Below are 16,940 nucleotides of genomic sequence, written 5' to 3' on the forward strand. Positions count from 1 at the left end.
CGGATCGTCGTATAGCGTGTGCGTGAGAGCGCTCCCACGACTTTCATCACATCTTGATTTCGGATGCCGGCGACACGCGTGGAAGGCCCTCATAAAATGTTGACACGTCCAACAAAAGACTGAAAGATAACCAGGACGGCTGTGGAAGACGTGGCCCGGCCAACGCACCAAACCTGACATTCAACGACGAATCTCCGTATCGACGCCCCACGTCGATCGGATGGAAGGGATCTGATAATGGCATCGGAATCCACTGGCGCAGCATTCACCCGGCGCGGCTTCATCGGCCTCGCCGGAGGCGTTGCGGCCACGACTCTCCTCGCTGCTTGCACCAGCGGCAGCGGCGGAGGCGGCGGCAGCAGCAAGCCGCTGAAGTTCTGGAACATGCCCTGGGGCGGAACGCAGTTCAACCCCACCGACAAGAAGATCACGCTGGCCTACAAGCCGAAGAGCGGTCTTCCCTCGGCCACGTACCAGGAGATCCAGTGGGCGAACTTCACCCAGACGTTCTCCTCCGCTGTGGCCTCCAACACGGGCCCCGCGGTCAGCTCCGGCGGTGGCACGCAGGCCTTCCAGTTCGCCCACCAGGGCAAGATCGCCTACGCGGACGACCTCCTCGACTCGTGGGGCAGCAACGGCTTGAAGGATGACTTCCTCGAGGGCCTGCTCGACACCATGAAGACGGACCAGGGCTACGCGGCCGTGCCGTACAACCTTGACGTCCGCTGCTCCTGGTACAACAAGACCCTGCTCGACCAGGCAGGCGTCGACGTTCCCACCAGCTGGGACGAGTACAAGGCCGTCTGCGCCGCTCTGAAGAAGATCGGCGTCTACGGCTTCGGTCTCGGCTCGGGTGCCGGCAACTTCACCGGCAGCCACATCCTCACCGCGTTCATGATCAACAACGGTGGAGGCCTCTTCAACTCGAAGAAGGAGCCGGACTGCGTCACCTCCGAGAACGAAGAGGCGATGACGTACGTGCTCGAGCTCGTGCAGAACGGCTACTCCGACCCGGCGGCCGCGACCTACACCAGCGCCAACGTGCAGGCACAGTGGAACGCCAAGAAGTTCGGCTACGGCTGGGACGGCGCCGGACTGGCTGCCTCGGTGAACGCCGCAACGGCGGCCAACCTGGTGGTCGGCGACCCGCTGACCAGCCCGTCGGGAAAGAAGGGCGGCCTGTACTTCCCGAACAACATCATGATGTACAAGAACACCCCCAGCCAGAAGGGCTCGGAGGCGTTCCTCACGTACTACTACAAGAACATGTCGAAGCTGTGGACGGACAAGACCGGTATCGGCCTTCCCCCGCTGAAGTCGATCGCGGAGACCTCGGTGCTCAAGAGCGACCCGGTGACGGTGAAGATCCTGAAGGACTGGAACCCGATCTACGGCACGTGGGCGGCCCCGGGCGGAAAGGGTCTGTTCTACAACATCGCCAACACGGTGGACGGCACCCAGCCGATGATCACCTTTGCGCAGTCGATCCTCGGTGGTAAGACGGATGCGAAGACGGCTCTGCAGACGCTGCAGAACTCCATCGAAGGCCTGATGAAGTAATTAGAGGAATCCGGGTGGGCCCTGAGCGAGAGCCGGGGCCCACCCGTTTTCGCTCGTATCACCCTTTCTGAAGCTGTCGAAGGAGAAGCTCAATGTCGACCGAGTCCGTGACCGGCGCCTTGAAGAGGGCGCGGAACGGCGTGGGGGTCGCCGGATCAGGGCGCTCGCCGAGTACCGGCAAGCGTAACCGTGCCATATCCCACACCTGGACCTTCCTGCTGTTCGCCCTGCCCTCACTGTTGCTGCTGGTTCTGCTGAACCTGTACCCGGTGATCTATGCAGGCTGGCAGTCCACCCGCAATGGCGACCTCATCGACGCGGGCGCCTTCGTCGGGCTCCAGAACTACATCCACGTACTGCAGGAGCCCGTGTTCTGGCACGCGGCCCTCTTCACCCTGGTCTTCACCATCGTCGGTGTTTTCGGCAGCTGGGCTGCAGGACTCGGCCTGGCGCTCCTGCTGCGCACCCGCATTCCGGCATCAGGGCTCTGGAAGGTCCTGCTGCTGCTTCCATGGGTCGTTCCCACGGTGGTCTCCGCGACCAGCTGGAACTGGCTTGTCGCCACACCGCAGTCCCCGTTGCCGGTTCTCGCTCAGGCGCTCGGCTTCGGCAACGTGCTGTTCCTCGCCGACCCGCTGCTGGCGCAGATCACGGTCTGCGTGTTCAAGGTCTGGATCAGCTTCCCGTTCATGATGATGATGATGTCCTCGGCGCTCGCGTCGGTAGACACCAACGTGTATGAGGCGTCCAAGGTGGACGGTGCCGGAACGTGGCAGACGTTCACCCAGATCACGCTGCCGATGGTCGCCCGCACCACGTACGTGTCGTGGATCCTGATGACGATCTTCTGCGTCAACGACTTCCCGACGATCTTCCTGCTCACCGGAGGCGGTCCGGTCGGTGCTACCCAGTCGCTGGTCGTGCTGGCCTACGTGACCGTGTTCCAGAACTACCAGGTCGGTCCCGGTGTCGCTATCGCGTTCATCATGACCCTCGTCCTCGTCATCATCTCGGTGCTGCTGTACCGCCAGACACAGAAGGCGAACATCGAATGAGTACTGAAACCGAAACACCGCAGATCACCGGCGAACTCCACATCGGAGTCACCGACACCGGCAAGCGGCGCAGCCTGAACGAGCTCGGAGAACGCGGCAAGTGGTGGCGCCTTCTTGCCATCGTGGTGATCACAGCAGTGGTGCTCGTCCCGATCATCGCCGTCCTCTTCCTGTCCCTGACCCCGTCCCTGGGATCCACCGCGACCGGACTCACGTTCGAGAACTTCGGTGCCGTCTTCACCCAGACGTCGGTCGGAACGTGGCTGGGCAACAGCCTCATCGTCGCCCTGGTCACCGTCGTGGTCGCCGTGGTCGTCGCCGCCCCCGCCGGGTATGTACTCTCCCGCGGACGCAACAAATGGGTCTCCAGTTACGCGCTGGTCCTGTTCATCGTGCAGTCGCTGCCGGTCGTGACCGCGGTCATCCCGCTGTTCTTCCTGTTCGCGAAGCTCGGCCTGGTCGACAACCTGGTCGGCGTCATGATCATCTACATCGGCTCGACCATGTCGGTCGCGATCTGGATGATGGCCGCCTACTTCGACTCCATCCCGATCACCCTCGAAGAAGCAGCATGGATCGACGGTGCCAGCGTGTTCGGCAGCTTCACGCGAGTCGTTCTCCGCAACTCACTGCCTGGCATCCTCTCGACCGCGATCTTCTCGTTCCTGCTGGCCTGGAACGACTACCTCGTGGCCGTCGTGTTCCTGCGCAGCGACCAGAACTACACGCTCCCGATCGGTCTGAACACATTCTTCCAACAGAACCAGACCAACTGGGGCCTCGTGATGGCGGTAGCCGTCATCATGATGCTGCCGCCGATCATCGTGTTCTCCGTGCTGAACAAGTACTTCAGCGTCGGAGGCATCGGAGGGTCCCTTGCCGGACGCTGATCTCGGCGCCGCTTCAGCGGTGGAGGGCGGTCGCGCAGCTCGCGCGGCCGCCCTTCCTGCGCTGCGGGCAGCCATCGACCGCATCATCCCCGCGGATGCCTGGCCCGCCGGCTGGGAAGGCGGCGTCGGCGAGTACCTGACCGACGATCCCATCGCCGCCGACCGCGATCTGCTCTGGGCATGGCCAGAACTCCTTTCGCTCGCCGCCCGCCTCGACGACGAGGCACGACGGACGGGCGCCTCGGATTTCGCCGCTCTCGGAGCGGAAGCGCAAGATGCGATCCTCGCGGTCATCGCATCCGGATCCAGTGCCAGGGCGTTCGACGCGCTGCGCCGGGTGAGCTGGGAGGGGTACTACGCATCGTCGGATGGCAGGCATCCCGTCGGGCTCGACATGGTCGGCTTCCGCGGGGTGCCGGAGGGCGTCACCCCGATCGAGCCGGAAGCGCTGAAGACGGTCGCGCCGGCCAAGGTGCACTCGCACTACGACGCCATCATCGTCGGATCGGGTCCCGGTGGCGGGGTCGCCGCCCAGGTGCTCACGGCCGCCGGCAAGCACGTTCTGCTCGTGGAACGGGCCCCGTACCTCAGGGCGGACGAGATCCGTGGGGACCACCTGCACGGCAAGCGCAACGCCGTGTACTGGCCGACCGTGGGACCCGGCCCCGGGCATCCGCGGATCGCACAGACACCGGACGGTGACCGAGTCGTGGACGGCACCGGCGATGCCGGGCTGTACGGCCTGAACGCCGACACGGTCGGCGGCGGCACTCGCATCTGGCAGGGCATGGCCTGGCGGTTCATGCCGGAGGACTTCCGGATGGCGTCCCTGTACGGCAGCCCGGACGGCGCGAGTCTCGCGGACTGGCCGGTCTCGTACGACGAGTTGGAGCCCTACTACACGAAGGCGGAGTGGGCGCTCGGCGTCGCCGGCGAGGAAGGCGGACTGACCTCACGGACGCCGCGCTCCGGCGGATATCCGATGCCGGCGATGGGAACGGAACCGTCGCGTGAGCTGCTCGGCGCGGCCGCGGACCGTCTGGGCTGGGGCTGGGGGCCGATCCCGCTCGCCATCAACTCGCAGCCCTGGGACGGCAGGGCCGCGTGCGTGCGCTGCGCCCAGTGCATCGGCAACACGTGCCCGGTCGACGCGAAGAACGGGTCGCAGTCCACCTTCATTCCGCGCGCGATCGCGACAGGTCTCTGCGACTTGCTGCCCGACGCAGAGGTGGTCGAAGTGCGCGACGGCATCGGCGCCGCCGGAGTGACGATCATGGCGGATGCCACGAAGCACCCCGTCGAGCTCACCGTGAGCGCCGACGTGGTGATCGTCTCGGCGGGTGCCGTCGAGACCGCCCGCCTGCTGCTCGCCAGCGGCCTTGGCAACGATCACGTCGGCCGATACCTGCACGATCACCGCAGCGCGACGGTCCTCGGCGAGGCCGCGGAGCCCGTGAAGCCGTACATCGGACCTGGGCACGCCGTCGCGACACTGGACCATGTGCACGCGGCCACGGTGCCGTGGGGTGGCGGCGTCATCGTCGATCTGATGGGCCTGCTGCCATTGACCTCCGCGGGCCAGCCCGGTCCTGGCGTTCCCGGGTGGGGCGCCGGCCACAAGGAATGGATGCGCGGCAAACGCGCGAACCTGTTCGGCGTGTTCGCGATGGGACAGGAGATCCCGATGCCGACGTCGCGGGTGACGCTGGCCTCCGTGAGGGATCGCTGGGGGCGCCCTGGCGCAGCCCTGCGCAAGGACGTGCACTGGACGAGCCAGCAGGTGGAAGACGGGCTGGCCGTGCAGGGCGCCAGGTGGTTGGAGGCCGCCGGCGTCACAGACATCAGGCGGCAGGGCGGGCCGGCCACGGCATCCGCTGCCGGCGAGCATTCGTGCGGCACCGCCCGGATGGGCACGTCGGCCGACAACTCGGCCACCGACCCTTACGGTCGAGTGTGGGGCAGCCACCGCGTCGTGGCATGCGACTCGTCGCTGCACCCGACGAATGGCTCGGTGAATCCGACTCTCACGATCGTGGCGAACGCGTTCCGCGTCGCCGAGAATCTCGTCGCGGAGTGGCCTCGGTGACGCGGCCGTCCGACCGGCATCGGGTTGATGCCGGTGCCGGTTCGAAATCGTTTTCGCACTGACCCGACGTACCGTCAGAATAGACAGGTCATAATCACGCCGACATCCGGCGAAGATCCCTGGAGTAACACACGATGGCCGACATCAGTCCGCGCTGGCACAATACGGCGCTGCCCGCCGCGGAGCGCGTCGAGGCGCTCATCGCCGAGATGACGCTGCGCGAGAAGGTCGCGCAGCTCTACGGCGTGTGGGTGGCCTCGTCGCCGACGGGCGGCGATGTCGCGCCGTTCCAGCACGATATGAACGAGGACGCGGTCGAGCTCGAGGAGATCCTCCCCCACGGACTCGGTCAGCTGACACGGTCGTTCGGTTCGGCGCCCGTGGATGCCGCGGTCGGCGTCGTCTCGCTCGCGCGCAGCCAGAAGCGTATCGTCGCGGCGAACCGGTTCGGGATCCCGGCCATCGCGCACGAAGAGTGCCTCGCCGGCTTCACCGCGTGGGGCGCCACCAACTATCCGGTGCCGCTGTCGTGGGGCGCGACGTTCGATCCGTCGCTGATCGAGCGCGTGGCGAAGCGGATCGGGACCGGGATGCGGTCCGTCGGCGTGCACCAGGGCCTTGCGCCGGTGCTCGATGTGACGCGGGATCCGCGATGGGGACGCACCGAGGAGACCATCGGGGAGGATCCGTACCTCGTCGGCACCATCGCGACCGCATACGTGCGCGGCCTCGAGTCGACCGGCATCGTGGCCACGCTCAAGCACTTCATCGGATACTCCGCGTCGAAGGCCGCCCGCAACCTCGCGCCCGTGTCGATGGGACGCCGCGAGTTCAACGACGTGATGGTCCCGCCGTTCGAGTTGGCCGTCCGCGACAGCGGCGTTCGCAGCGTGATGCACGCGTACACCGACGTGGACGGCGTGCCGTCCGCCGGCGACGAGACACTGCTCACCGGGCTGCTCCGCGAGACCTGGGGATTCACCGGCACGGTCGTCGCGGACTACTTCGGCGTGGCCTTCCTGAAGACGCTGCACGGCGTGGCCGGCACCTGGGGCGAGGCCGCTTCGGCCGCGCTCAAAGCCGGGGTGGACGTCGAGCTGCCGACCGTCAAGGCGTACGGGGACCCGCTGGTCGCTGCCGTCGAGACCGGCGGGCTCGACGAGTCGTTCGTCGACCGGGCACTTCGGCGAGTGCTGCTGCAGAAGGCCGAGTTCGGCATGCTCGACCCCGACTGGTCGCCGCTGCCCGACGGCTGGACGGAAAGCGACCTCACCGACATCGAGGCTGTACGCGGTCGCGTCCAGCTCGACACAGCTGAGGATCGCGCCCTCGCTCGCGAGGTCGCAGAGCGCGCCGTGGTGCTGGTGCGCAACGACGGGACGCTGCCTCTGCAAGCGGACTCGGGCATCCGCATCGCCGTGGTCGGACCGCTCGCGGACGACCAGTTCGCCATGCTCGGCTGCTACTCGTTCCCGAGCCACGTCGGCACGCTTCACCCCGAGGTGCCGATCGGGATCGAGCTGCCGACGGTGCTCGAGAGCCTGCGCGCCGAGTTCCCGAACGCCGACATCACGGTGGAGACGGGCGTCAGCGTCGACGGGAAGGCGACCACGGAAGCTCAGACCGAGTGGGGCGAGGGCGGGGACCGGGCCGACGCAGCGGAGCCGGATGCCGCGGGCATCCGCCGCGCCGTCGAGGCCGCACAGTCCGCCGACCTGGTGATCGCCGTGCTGGGCGATCACGCCGGTCTGTTCGGTCGCGGCACCTCAGGCGAGGGATGCGACGCCGCCAGCATGCGTCTGCCCGGACGCCAGCAGGACCTCCTGGACGCGCTCATCGAGACCGGGACGCCGGTCGTCGCGACGCTCGTCGAGGGACGCCCGTACTCGCTGGGATCCGCTGCGGACCGCGCCGCAGCCATCGTGACGGCGTTCTTCCCCGGCGAAGAGGGCGGACCGGCGATCGCCGGCGTGCTCAGCGGTCGGGTGAACCCGAGCGGACGGCTGCCGGTGAGCATCCCCTCGCTCGAGGGCGGACAGCCGGCAACGTATCTCGCGGCGCCGCTCGGCGGGCCGAGCGAGGTCTCGAACATCGACCCGACCGCGAAGTTCCCGTTCGGGCACGGTCTGTCGTACACCTCGTTCGAGTGGACGGATGCCGCCACCGACGCCTCCGAGACGACCACGTCCGGCGAGGTGACGGTCTCGCTCACCGTCACGAACACCGGCGCGCGCGAGGGCATCGAGAACGTGCAGCTGTATCTGCACGATCCCGTGGCATCCGTCGTGCGGCCGGTGAACCGCCTGGTGGGATACGCGAGCGTTCCGCTGCGGGCCGGTGCCAGCGCACGCGTCTCGTTCCGGGTGAGCGCCGACATCGCGGCGTTCACCGGGCGGGACTACACGCGCGTCGTCGAGCCCGGTGACCTCGAGCTGCGTCTCGGTGCGTCGAGCGGTGACATCCGCTTCGGTCTTCCGGTCACGCTGACGGGCCCTGTGCGCCGTGTCGACCACACGCGCACGCTGCGCGTGCCGGTCACGATCGGCTGACGCTTCGCGTCGCGCGGGGTGTGCGCCGCAGTGCGCACACCCCGGCGCGACCGTGCCCGTTCCTCCTCCCGAGGGTGCCCGTTCCCCCGGCCGAGGGTGCCCGTTCCTCCTCCCGAGGGTGCCCGTTTCTGCTCCCGACCGTGCCCGTTCTTCCGTTCGAGGGTGCCCGTTCCTCCTCCCGAAGGTGCCTTTTCCTCCGGCCGAGGGTGCCCGTTTCCACGCCGCTGCCCGGCGCCTGCCCGTTCCTGCCGCCTCAGCGGAGGATCCGTGAGCGCCTCAAGAATCGAGCGAACGCATCCATGTTCGACAACTCGACGTTCGTCCAGCGCACACCGGTCCAGCCCGTTGCCCGTTCTATGGCCGCCTGTCTTCTTTGCTGCGATGCGAGGATGTCCTCTAACGAACGACCACCCGTCATCTCCGGATCGAAGTACTTTGCGACGCCGTCGAACTCACCGAACTTCTTGAGCTTCGGCCACGCGAAGTCCAGCCAGTAGGCGTCTGCTCCGATGCGCACGGGATGCTGCAACACCGGCAACGGCGCGCCGAGCAGCCGCATCCACAATCGACTGATGCTCTCCCCAGGAAGCTGCGCGCGTGCATCCGCGATCCTCACGATGTCTCTCGCCTGGCGGATACCTCGCGCGCCCGCCGCGGCGTTCACTCTTCGCCACAAATCGGATCTGAAGGCGTCGGCTGCCTCGGCATCGACCAGTCGGCGGTCGTCATCCCACGCTACGAGTCGGAATGCCGCATCGCACACGGCGATCGCACATTCCGGAGTGGTCTCGCGTATGACGTCGTACACAGTCCGGCTCAACGTTGTCACACGAACCCCGCCCAGCACCTCGATGTCATCGTTGTTCAACGGCCAGTGGTGCCGGATGACGTCTCCCCGGGACTTCTGCGGATTGATGCCACGAGCGATGACGTGCACGCGATCGTCCCCCACACCGACGATAGGGAGCCCCCGCAGCGCCGCGGCAGTCGTGGACGAGAAGATCGGCGGCACCCCGGCCGCCCGTGCCGCAACGGCGAGTGCCCTCGCCCGCACCCGTTCCGCCGGAAAGGCGTCGCCCCAGTCCGACGGATCGACGAATGCGCCCGACCGCAATCGAATGAGAGTTCCCGACTGGACCGCGCTATACAGTCGTCGCTGTTCGGGCCGTAGTACGGCGGCCGTGAGATGCGTCTGCACTCCCCTGTCTGACATCCGTCTACCATGCGGGACGCCTCGCGCTCGACGGGACGACCGCGCGAATCTGTGGACAACGCGGTGGCTCACGATGTGTGTGGAGGAACGGACACCCTCGAGCGGAGGAACAGGCACCCTCGAGCGGAGGAATGGACACTCTCGCACGGAGGAACAGGCACCCTCGGGAGGAAGAACAAGCACCCTCGCCCGGAGGAACAGGCACCCTCGGGAGGAAGAACAAGCACCCTCGCACGGAGGAACGGACACTCTCGGGCGGTGGAACGAGCACCCCGGGAGGGGCGGGGCGGGGCGGGGGGTGCCGGAGCCCCCGCCCCTCAGGCCACGCGGAGCGGGGCCTTGACCGGCAGGTCGTCGGCCGAAGGGCCGGCGGCGACGGTGTAGGTGCCCGGTTGCACGCGGAGCGCACCGGCGTGCACCCAGTCGGCCGGGGCATCCGGGAGGCGGAGCGCGTCGTCCCAGACGGCGAGGCGCGCCGGGGAGAACGTCAGCCGCACGTCGCGACGTTCGCCGGACGCGAGACGCACGCGCTCATACGCGACGAGGACGCGGAGCGGCGCAGGGATGTCCGAGTCCACGGGCGGCAGGGCGTACAGCTGCACCAGTTCCTCGGCATCCCGATCGCCCGTGTTCACCACGCGCACGGTCGCCGTGACGGTCGGTTCACCGTCGGACGGTGTGAAGGCGGCGTGCCGATGCGTCGGATCCGGGAGGTCCACGGTCGTTCGGTCCAGCTCGATCGCCTCGTACTCGACCCTCGAGTACGTGCAGCCGTGTCCGAATCCGAACGCGTACGGCTTCGGCTGGTGCCGGTACGTCGCCTGCTGGCGCTGCGTGTCGTAGTCGAAGAGGTCGCCCGCCTGCTCGGGAGTGGCCGGCCACGACTGCGCGAGGCGACCGCGCGGCTCACGGTCGCCGCTGAGCACGTCGGCGAGGCCGCGTCCGAGTTCCTGGCCGCCGTGGCTCGACCACACGACAGTCGGCGCATCGTCCACACCGCGGGGCAGCACGTAGGGGTAGCTGGAGATGATCGTCAAGACAGTCTCCTTGTTCGCGGATCGGGCGATCCGATAGAGCTCGGCCTGCGATTCCGGCAGGTACAGGTGCGGGCGATCCTGCGTCTCGCGTCCGGAGAGGTGCGGCTCGTTGCCGACGGCCACGAAGACCACGTCGGCGGATGCTGCGGCGCGGCGGGCGGCATCCGCTCCCGACACCAGCGTGCGCACCGTGAATCGCTCGGCCTCGTCGACCGTGAAGCCCTCCGCGACGAGAAGGCCCGAGTCGCGCAGCACCTTCACCCAGCGGCCGGTGCCGAGGTTGAGCAGGGACCAGGATCCGTCCGCATGGACGTGCCGGCGGAAGCTCTCGTGCACGACCCATTCGCCGACGTGATCCGCGCTGGCCTCCATCGGCCACTTCGTGCCAGTGAGGAAGCGCCCGCTTGCGTGCGAGCGGAGCGTGAGGATGCCGTCACCCCAGTCCGTGAGATCGAAGGCTGTCGCAGCGTCCGCGGCTTCGGACTCGGCGGAGACCTGGGATCCGTCGGCGGTCACCGTCACGTGCCGCCCTGTGGACGCCGACCGCAGCGCGATCGTGTCCGCGCCCGTGATCGTCTCGACCCGGGCATCCGGATAGCGGTCCGCCAGCCCCGCGGCGAGCCCGAATTCGTACGGCGGGGTGCCCGAGTACCAGTCCATGAGCACGGCGTCGGCCAGCGGTCCGATGACGGCGATCCTCGTCGGTCGCGCCAGGGGAAGCACGGCGTCGTCGTTGCGGAGCACCACGACCGCGCTGCCGGCCACCTCACGAGCCAGTTCCCGCGAGGCGGGCAGGTCGAGATCGCCGGCGGTGATGGCGGCGTACGGGTCATCATCCCCGTCGAACTCGCCGGTGCGCACCCGCAGCTCGAGCATGCGGAGCACGGCGGTGTCGACGTCGTCCATGCTCAGGCGTCCGGCGGCGAGCGCCTCGTTGACGTATCCGATGGTGGGCGCGGCGTTCGCGTCGTTGTCGGTGAAGGAGTCCATGCCGCTGTGCAGCAGAGCAGCGGTGGCCGACACGTGGTCGGGCTGCTCGCGCTGAGCTGTCACGAGAAGGGTAGGTGCTCCGGCATCCGACACCACCGCGATCGACTCGTCGGACCACGAACGCGCCTCGGCGACGAGCTCGGGCTGGGTGTGCGCGGCGACGCCGTTCACCCTGTTGTACGACAGCATGATCGCCCCGGCCGCACCGCTCTCCAGGGGCTCACGGAAGGCCGGCAGCTCCTCCTCGTGCAGCGTGCGCAGTGAGAGCTCGGATGACGTGGTCGAGCGATCCGTCTCGTTGTTGTACGCGAGGAAGTGCTTGAGCGTCGGAACCGTGCGCCACACCCGCTCGTGGTCGCCGCGGAGTCCTCGGGAGTACGCGGCGCCGAAGTGCGCGGTGAGCTGCGGATCCTCCGAGTATCCCTCCTCGTTGCGTCCCCAGCCGGGGTGCCGCAGCGTGTTCACCACCGGCGCCCACACGTTCAGGCCGACCGCGGGATCCGCCACGCGCTTTGCCCGCACCTCGAGGGACGTCACCTCTCCGGCCTTCTTCAGCAGCTCGGTGTCCCAGGTGGCCGCGAGTCCGACGGCCTGCGGGAACGTGGTCGCCGTGCCGAGCCACGCGACGCCGTGCAGCGCCTCGCATCCCGTGTGGAAGCGGCGGATGCCGAGCCGCTCGATCGCGGGCGCCGCCTGGTGCAGCATCGCGATGCGCTCGTCGCGGGTGAGCCGTTCGAGCAGGTCGCGTGCGCGCTCCTGGAGCGGCAGATCGGTGCGGCGGAAGGCCGCGTCGCTGTCGGTCATCGTCGATCTCCTGTCGGGGGTGTTGCTAGTAGGGGCGGCTCAGGCCGCGTGTCGGGCGGGTCCGCCTGTCTGCGTCATCGGTGGGCGCTGTCGGGCGGCAAACGGGCACTCTCGCGCGGAGAAACGGGCACCTTCGGGAGGTGAAACGGGCACTCTCGGGAGGTGGAACGGGCACCTTCGCGCGGCGGAGCGGGCACTTTCGGGAGGTGGAAGGGGCACTCTCGGGGTGCGGGCTGGCAGGGTCGTCGGCATGGGCCGGCATCTCAGAGGGCACTCACGGTGATCTCTGCGGCAGCGGATGCCGTGGCCACAGCGTCGCCGACCTGCAGCGACCATGGCGCACGCGCGTTCTCGCTCGAGGCCGTGACGACGGATCCGGTCCGCCGCACACGGAACGACGTCTCAGCCGCACCGTCGTGACCGGGCACCACGGTGACGGCGTCGTACCCGTCTGGCAGGTCGAAGCACCGCAGGGTCACGCCGGCCGCCCAGTCGTAGTCCGGACGGTCATCCGTGGCTCCGAAGGGGAGCACCGTTCCGGGACGCACAAGCAGCGGCAGCGAGTGGAAGCCGTGGCGCTCGCTGTGCCAGCGGAAGCCGTCGCGTGTCGATCCGTCGAGAAGCGACGTCCAGCTGCCCTCCGGCAGGTAGTACTCCACGGCGCCGTTCGCGGTGAAGACCGGGGCGACGAGCAGGCTGTCGCCGAGCATGTATTGGCAGTCCGCGTCGTATCCGCCGCGGTCGTCGGGGAACTCGAGCACCATCGGACGCATCATCGGCGTGCCGTCGTCGTGCGCCTGGGATGCCGCGTGCGCCAGGTACGGCATGAGCCGCATCTTGAGCTTGGTGAACTCGCGCGCGATGTCCACCGACTCCTCGTCGAACGCCCAGGGAACGCGCACCGAGTCGGATCCGTGCAGGCGCGAGTGCGAGGAGAGCAGGCCGAAAGCCAGCCAGCGCTTGAAGAGTCCCGGATCCGGGGTGCCCTCGAATCCGCCGATGTCGTGGCTCCAGTAGCCGAAGCCCGACATGGCCAGCGACAGGCCGCCGCGGAGGGACTCCGCCATCGACGCGTACGACGAGTCGGAGTCGCCGCCCCAGTGCACGGGGAACTGCTGGCATCCGGCGGTCGCTGAGCGCGCGAAGACGATCGCGTCGCCCTTGCCGCGGCGCTTCTCGAGGGCACGGAACACGGCTCCGTTGTAGAGCTTCGCGTAGTAGTTGTGCATGCGGCGCGGATCGGATCCGTCGTGCCACACCACGTCGTCCACGGGGATCCGCTCGCCGAAATCGGTCTTGAACGCGTCGATCCCCTGGTCCATCAGGCGCTCCAGCTTGCCGATGTACCACTCGCTCGCTGCCGGGTTCGTGAAGTCGACGAGGCCCATGCCGGCCTGCCACAGGTCCCACTGCCAGATGCTGCCGTCAGTGCGCTTGAGCAGGTATCCGGCTTCGGCCGCCTCCGCGAAGAGGGCCGACCGTTGCGCGATGTACGGGTTGATCCAGGCCGAGATGTGCAGGCCCTTCTCGTGCAGCCGGGACAGCTGGCCCTCGGGGTCGGGGAAGAACCGGGCATCCCACTCGAAGTCGGTCCACTGGAACTCGCGCATCCAGAAGCAGTCGTAGTGGAAGACACTCAGCGGGATGTCGCGCTCGGCCATGCCGTCGACGAACGCGTTCACGGACTTCTCGTCGTAGCTGGCCGTGAACGAGGTCGTGAGCCAGAGGCCGAAGGACCAGGCAGGCACCTCGGCCGGACGTCCGGTGAGCGCGGTGTATCGTCGCAGCACGTCCTTCGGCGTGGGTCCTGCGATCACGTAGTAGTCGAGCGCCTCTCCGGTCACCGAGAACTGCACGCGCGAGTTGACCTCGCTGCCCACCTCGAACGAGACGTTGGCCGGGTCGTCGACGAAGACCCCGTATCCGCGGCTGCTCAGGTAGAACGGGATGTTCTTGTAGGCCTGCTCGCTCGAGGTGCCGCCGTCGGCGTTCCACGTGTCGACGACCTGCCCGTTCTTGACGAAGGCGCCGAAGCGCTCGCCGAGACCGTAGATGCGCTCGCCCGGTTCCATCGAGAGCTGCTGGTGCATCCACGTGGACGGGCTCTGCGGAGACGTCGCGCCGCGCGTGACGTGCCCAACCGAGCGCGGCAGGGAGCTCGTCAGCACCGTCTCTCCCTGCTCGAAGTCGAAGCGCCATCCGCCCGTGCGAGACACACGAACCCGCAGGTCGCCCGAGGTGAGCACTCCCTCGTCGTCACCGATCTCCATCGTGGGACGGAAGGATGCCTGAGCGAACTTCTCGAAGTCCGGCCCGTGGTGCACCGCCCCCGCATGTCGCTCGGCACGCACCTTGATGATCCCCGGCATCGGAGAGGAGAAGGTGAGGGTCAGCATCGCGAGGTTCAGGGTGTCGCCACGGCCCCGGATCGACTTCGTCGGCGCGTAGACGGTCATCGTGCCCGCCGCCTCGTCGGCGCGGATGTCGTCGACCTCGACGGCGTACAGCGGTGTCAGGCCCGGCCTCGTGAGCCAGAATCCATCGGTGAATTTCACGTAGTGCGCCCTTCGATCAGCACCTTGACCGTTCGCGGCGGCAGCACCGCGGTCTGGTCGACTTCTTCATTGGTCAGGAGGTCGTTCATGGGCACGGGCAGCTCGACGCGAGCGCTCTCGTGACCGTGGTTGAGGAGGAAGAGCGCCGGCCCGCGGCGCACCGCCTCGAGTCCGTCCGGCAGCGGATGGCCGGACCGCACGGGCGCTCCCAACGCGTTCGTCACGCCCGTATCGCACAGTGCCTCTTCGAGGACCGCGGCGAGGAGGTCATCCGAGAGCACGGCGCCCAGGTACCACGCCGTGCCGTCCCCGTACCTGTTGCGGGTGAGCGCGGGATGCCCGGCGTACGGCCCGCCCGCGAATGTCGCCAGCACCTCGGCGCCCTCCGAACGGAGGTGCTCGCCGAGGAAGACGGCGGTGAGATCACCGGATGGCGCGGCATCCCAGTCCGGATCCATCGCCAGCGGCGTCGGCGCGTCGGGCAGACCGCCCCACTCCTCGCCGCTCACGCCCACCAGGTCGCGCAGCAGCACGGGGAAGCGTCCCTGCAGGATGTTCGTGCTCGCATCCGCCACCCCGCTGAAGGGACCCACCACCACGCGGGCCCCTGCAGCGGTCGCGCGTGACAGCGCGTCGGCGGCATCCGGTTCGATCACGTAGCTGTGCGGTACGAGCACCACGTCGTATCCGCTCAGCTCCGAACCGGATCGCACCACCTCGGCAGCGACGCCGTGGCGCCACAGGACGCGATACCAGCGGCGCAGCTGCTCGAGGGTCCCCAGCCGCTCGGTGGGCCGAGCATCCTCTTCGCCCGCCCACCACGACGGCCAGTCGAAGAGGATTCCCACGCGAGCCGAGATGCGCCCTCCGACCACCGGCCGCAGGAGTTTCAGGTCGGCGCCGAGGTGCTCCGCCCCACGGAACACGTCGGTGTCGGCGCCGGCGTGCGGCAGCAGCGCGGAGTGGAACCGCTCGGGACCGCTCCGTGCCTGTCGCCACTGGAAGAAGCACACGCCGTCGGCACCGCGAGCAACCGCCTGGAACGAGTTCAGACGGGCCTCAGCCGGGGACTTCGGCAGGTTGTGCTCCCGCCAGGAGACGGCGCTGATCGCCTGCTCCATCAGCAGCCACGGACGGCCGCCGCCGAGCGAGCGCATCAGGTCTTGGACGAGCGCCATGTCGCTCGGTGCATCCGGCGAGGTGGGGTCCGGATACTGGTCGTCGGCGATCACGTCCACGTCGCCGGCCCACGACCAGTAGTCCACGTGGTGGAAGAACCCCATGAAGTTGGTGGTGATCGGCTGCGTCGCGCCGGCCGCGCGGATCGCGTCCCGCTGTTCCCGGTAGCACGCCAGCAGCTGGTCAGAGGAGTAGCGCTTGAAGTCGAGCTTGTGCGCCGGGTTGATCAGGTACGGCGCGGTCCGCGGCGGAAGGATCTCGTCGAACGACGCGTAGCCCTGCGACCACACCGCGGTCCCCCACGCGTCGTTGAGTTCAGCGATCGATCCGTACCTCTCGCGCAGCCAGAGCCGGAACTCGCGCGCCGCTTCGTCGCCGTAGTCGACCTCGCCGTACTCGTTGCCGACGTGCCACATGCGCACGGCCGGATGCTCCGCATACCGATCCGCGAGATCGCGGGTGATCGCCAGCGCGTGTTCCCGATACACAGCGGATGCCGGCGAGAAGTGATTGCGCGACCCCGCCGCCAGCCGCACCCCGTCCCGATTCACGGGAAGCGTCTCCGGGTACCGGATGCCCAGCCACGGCGGTGGGGATGCCGACGGCGTCGCGAGGTCGACGGCGATCCCGCTGCCGTGCAGCAGCTCGAGCACCTCGTCGAGCCAGCCGAACTCGCGTTTTCCCGGAACCGGTTCGATTGCGGACCACGACCAGACGCCGACCGTGACGAAGTTCACGCCGGCGCGGACCATGAGGTCGACATCCTCCGTCCAGACCTCGCGGGGCCACTGCTCGGGGTTGTAGTCGCCGCCGAAACACAGACCCACTTCGTCGGTCAGGTGCTGGAACGACCCCGTTCCAGGGGCCACCGCGGGTCGGAGCTCGTCGTCGACGCCGACCGCTCTCCTGATCGGTTCGGAGCCCGCGCCGGACGGTCGACTCGTCTCGGAGGTCTGTCCGGGCATCCCATGTGCCACGTCATCGAAGCGCTTCACCAGAGAGACCTTATAAGATGCAGACGA

At 68.1% G+C, this 16,940-nt stretch carries 9 protein-coding genes; 5 read left to right on the top strand and 4 right to left on the bottom strand.

Annotated features, from left to right (window positions below):
- Nucleotides 1–237 precede the first annotated feature (237 nt).
- The 5 genes from ACX9R5_RS16800 to ACX9R5_RS16820 all read left to right on the top strand — a co-directional run bounded on the left by ACX9R5_RS16800 (nucleotide 238) and on the right by ACX9R5_RS16820 (nucleotide 8,140).
- Nucleotides 238–1,560, top strand: coding sequence for an ABC transporter substrate-binding protein (locus ACX9R5_RS16800; RefSeq protein WP_459410202.1), 1,323 nt, complete (start codon nucleotides 238–240; stop codon nucleotides 1,558–1,560).
- A 92-nt stretch (nucleotides 1,561–1,652) separates the two neighbouring features.
- The gene (locus tag ACX9R5_RS16805; protein ID WP_459410203.1) at nucleotides 1,653–2,615 is read left to right on the top strand and encodes a carbohydrate ABC transporter permease; all 963 of its coding nucleotides are present in this window, start codon (nucleotides 1,653–1,655) and stop codon (nucleotides 2,613–2,615) included.
- Nucleotides 2,612–3,505, top strand: coding sequence for a carbohydrate ABC transporter permease (locus ACX9R5_RS16810; RefSeq protein ID WP_459410204.1), 894 nt, complete (start codon nucleotides 2,612–2,614; stop codon nucleotides 3,503–3,505). The genes ACX9R5_RS16805 and ACX9R5_RS16810 overlap by 4 nt, the downstream gene beginning before the upstream one ends.
- Complete coding sequence (locus ACX9R5_RS16815) at nucleotides 3,492–5,591, top strand: GMC oxidoreductase (RefSeq protein WP_459410205.1); 2,100 nt, start codon at nucleotides 3,492–3,494, stop codon at nucleotides 5,589–5,591. Before ACX9R5_RS16810 ends, ACX9R5_RS16815 begins: the two co-directional genes overlap by 14 nt.
- Before the next feature lie 134 nt (nucleotides 5,592–5,725).
- Complete coding sequence (locus tag ACX9R5_RS16820; protein ID WP_459410206.1) at nucleotides 5,726–8,140, top strand: beta-xylosidase/alpha-l-arabinosidase; 2,415 nt, start codon at nucleotides 5,726–5,728, stop codon at nucleotides 8,138–8,140.
- 253 nt (nucleotides 8,141–8,393) lie between these two features.
- On the opposite strand, the gene ACX9R5_RS16825 is transcribed toward ACX9R5_RS16820, so the two are convergent.
- The 4 genes from ACX9R5_RS16825 to ACX9R5_RS16840 form a co-directional block, all read right to left on the bottom strand.
- Complete coding sequence (locus ACX9R5_RS16825) at nucleotides 8,394–9,254, bottom strand: hypothetical protein (RefSeq protein ID WP_459410207.1); 861 nt, start codon at nucleotides 9,252–9,254, stop codon at nucleotides 8,394–8,396.
- Nucleotides 9,255–9,670: 416 nt separating this feature from the next.
- Entirely contained in the window at nucleotides 9,671–12,184 is a 2,514-nt protein-coding gene (locus ACX9R5_RS16830; protein ID WP_459410208.1) for a glycoside hydrolase family 3 C-terminal domain-containing protein, read from the bottom strand.
- 263 nt (nucleotides 12,185–12,447) lie between these two features.
- The gene (yicI, locus tag ACX9R5_RS16835) at nucleotides 12,448–14,739 is read right to left on the bottom strand and encodes an alpha-xylosidase (protein WP_459410209.1); all 2,292 of its coding nucleotides are present in this window, start codon (nucleotides 14,737–14,739) and stop codon (nucleotides 12,448–12,450) included.
- Entirely contained in the window at nucleotides 14,736–16,913 is a 2,178-nt protein-coding gene (locus tag ACX9R5_RS16840) for a beta-galactosidase (protein WP_459410210.1), read from the bottom strand. Before ACX9R5_RS16840 ends, yicI begins: the two co-directional genes overlap by 4 nt.
- Between the last annotated feature and the right edge of the window lie 27 nt (nucleotides 16,914–16,940).

The organism is Rathayibacter sp. CAU 1779, assembly GCF_054551755.1.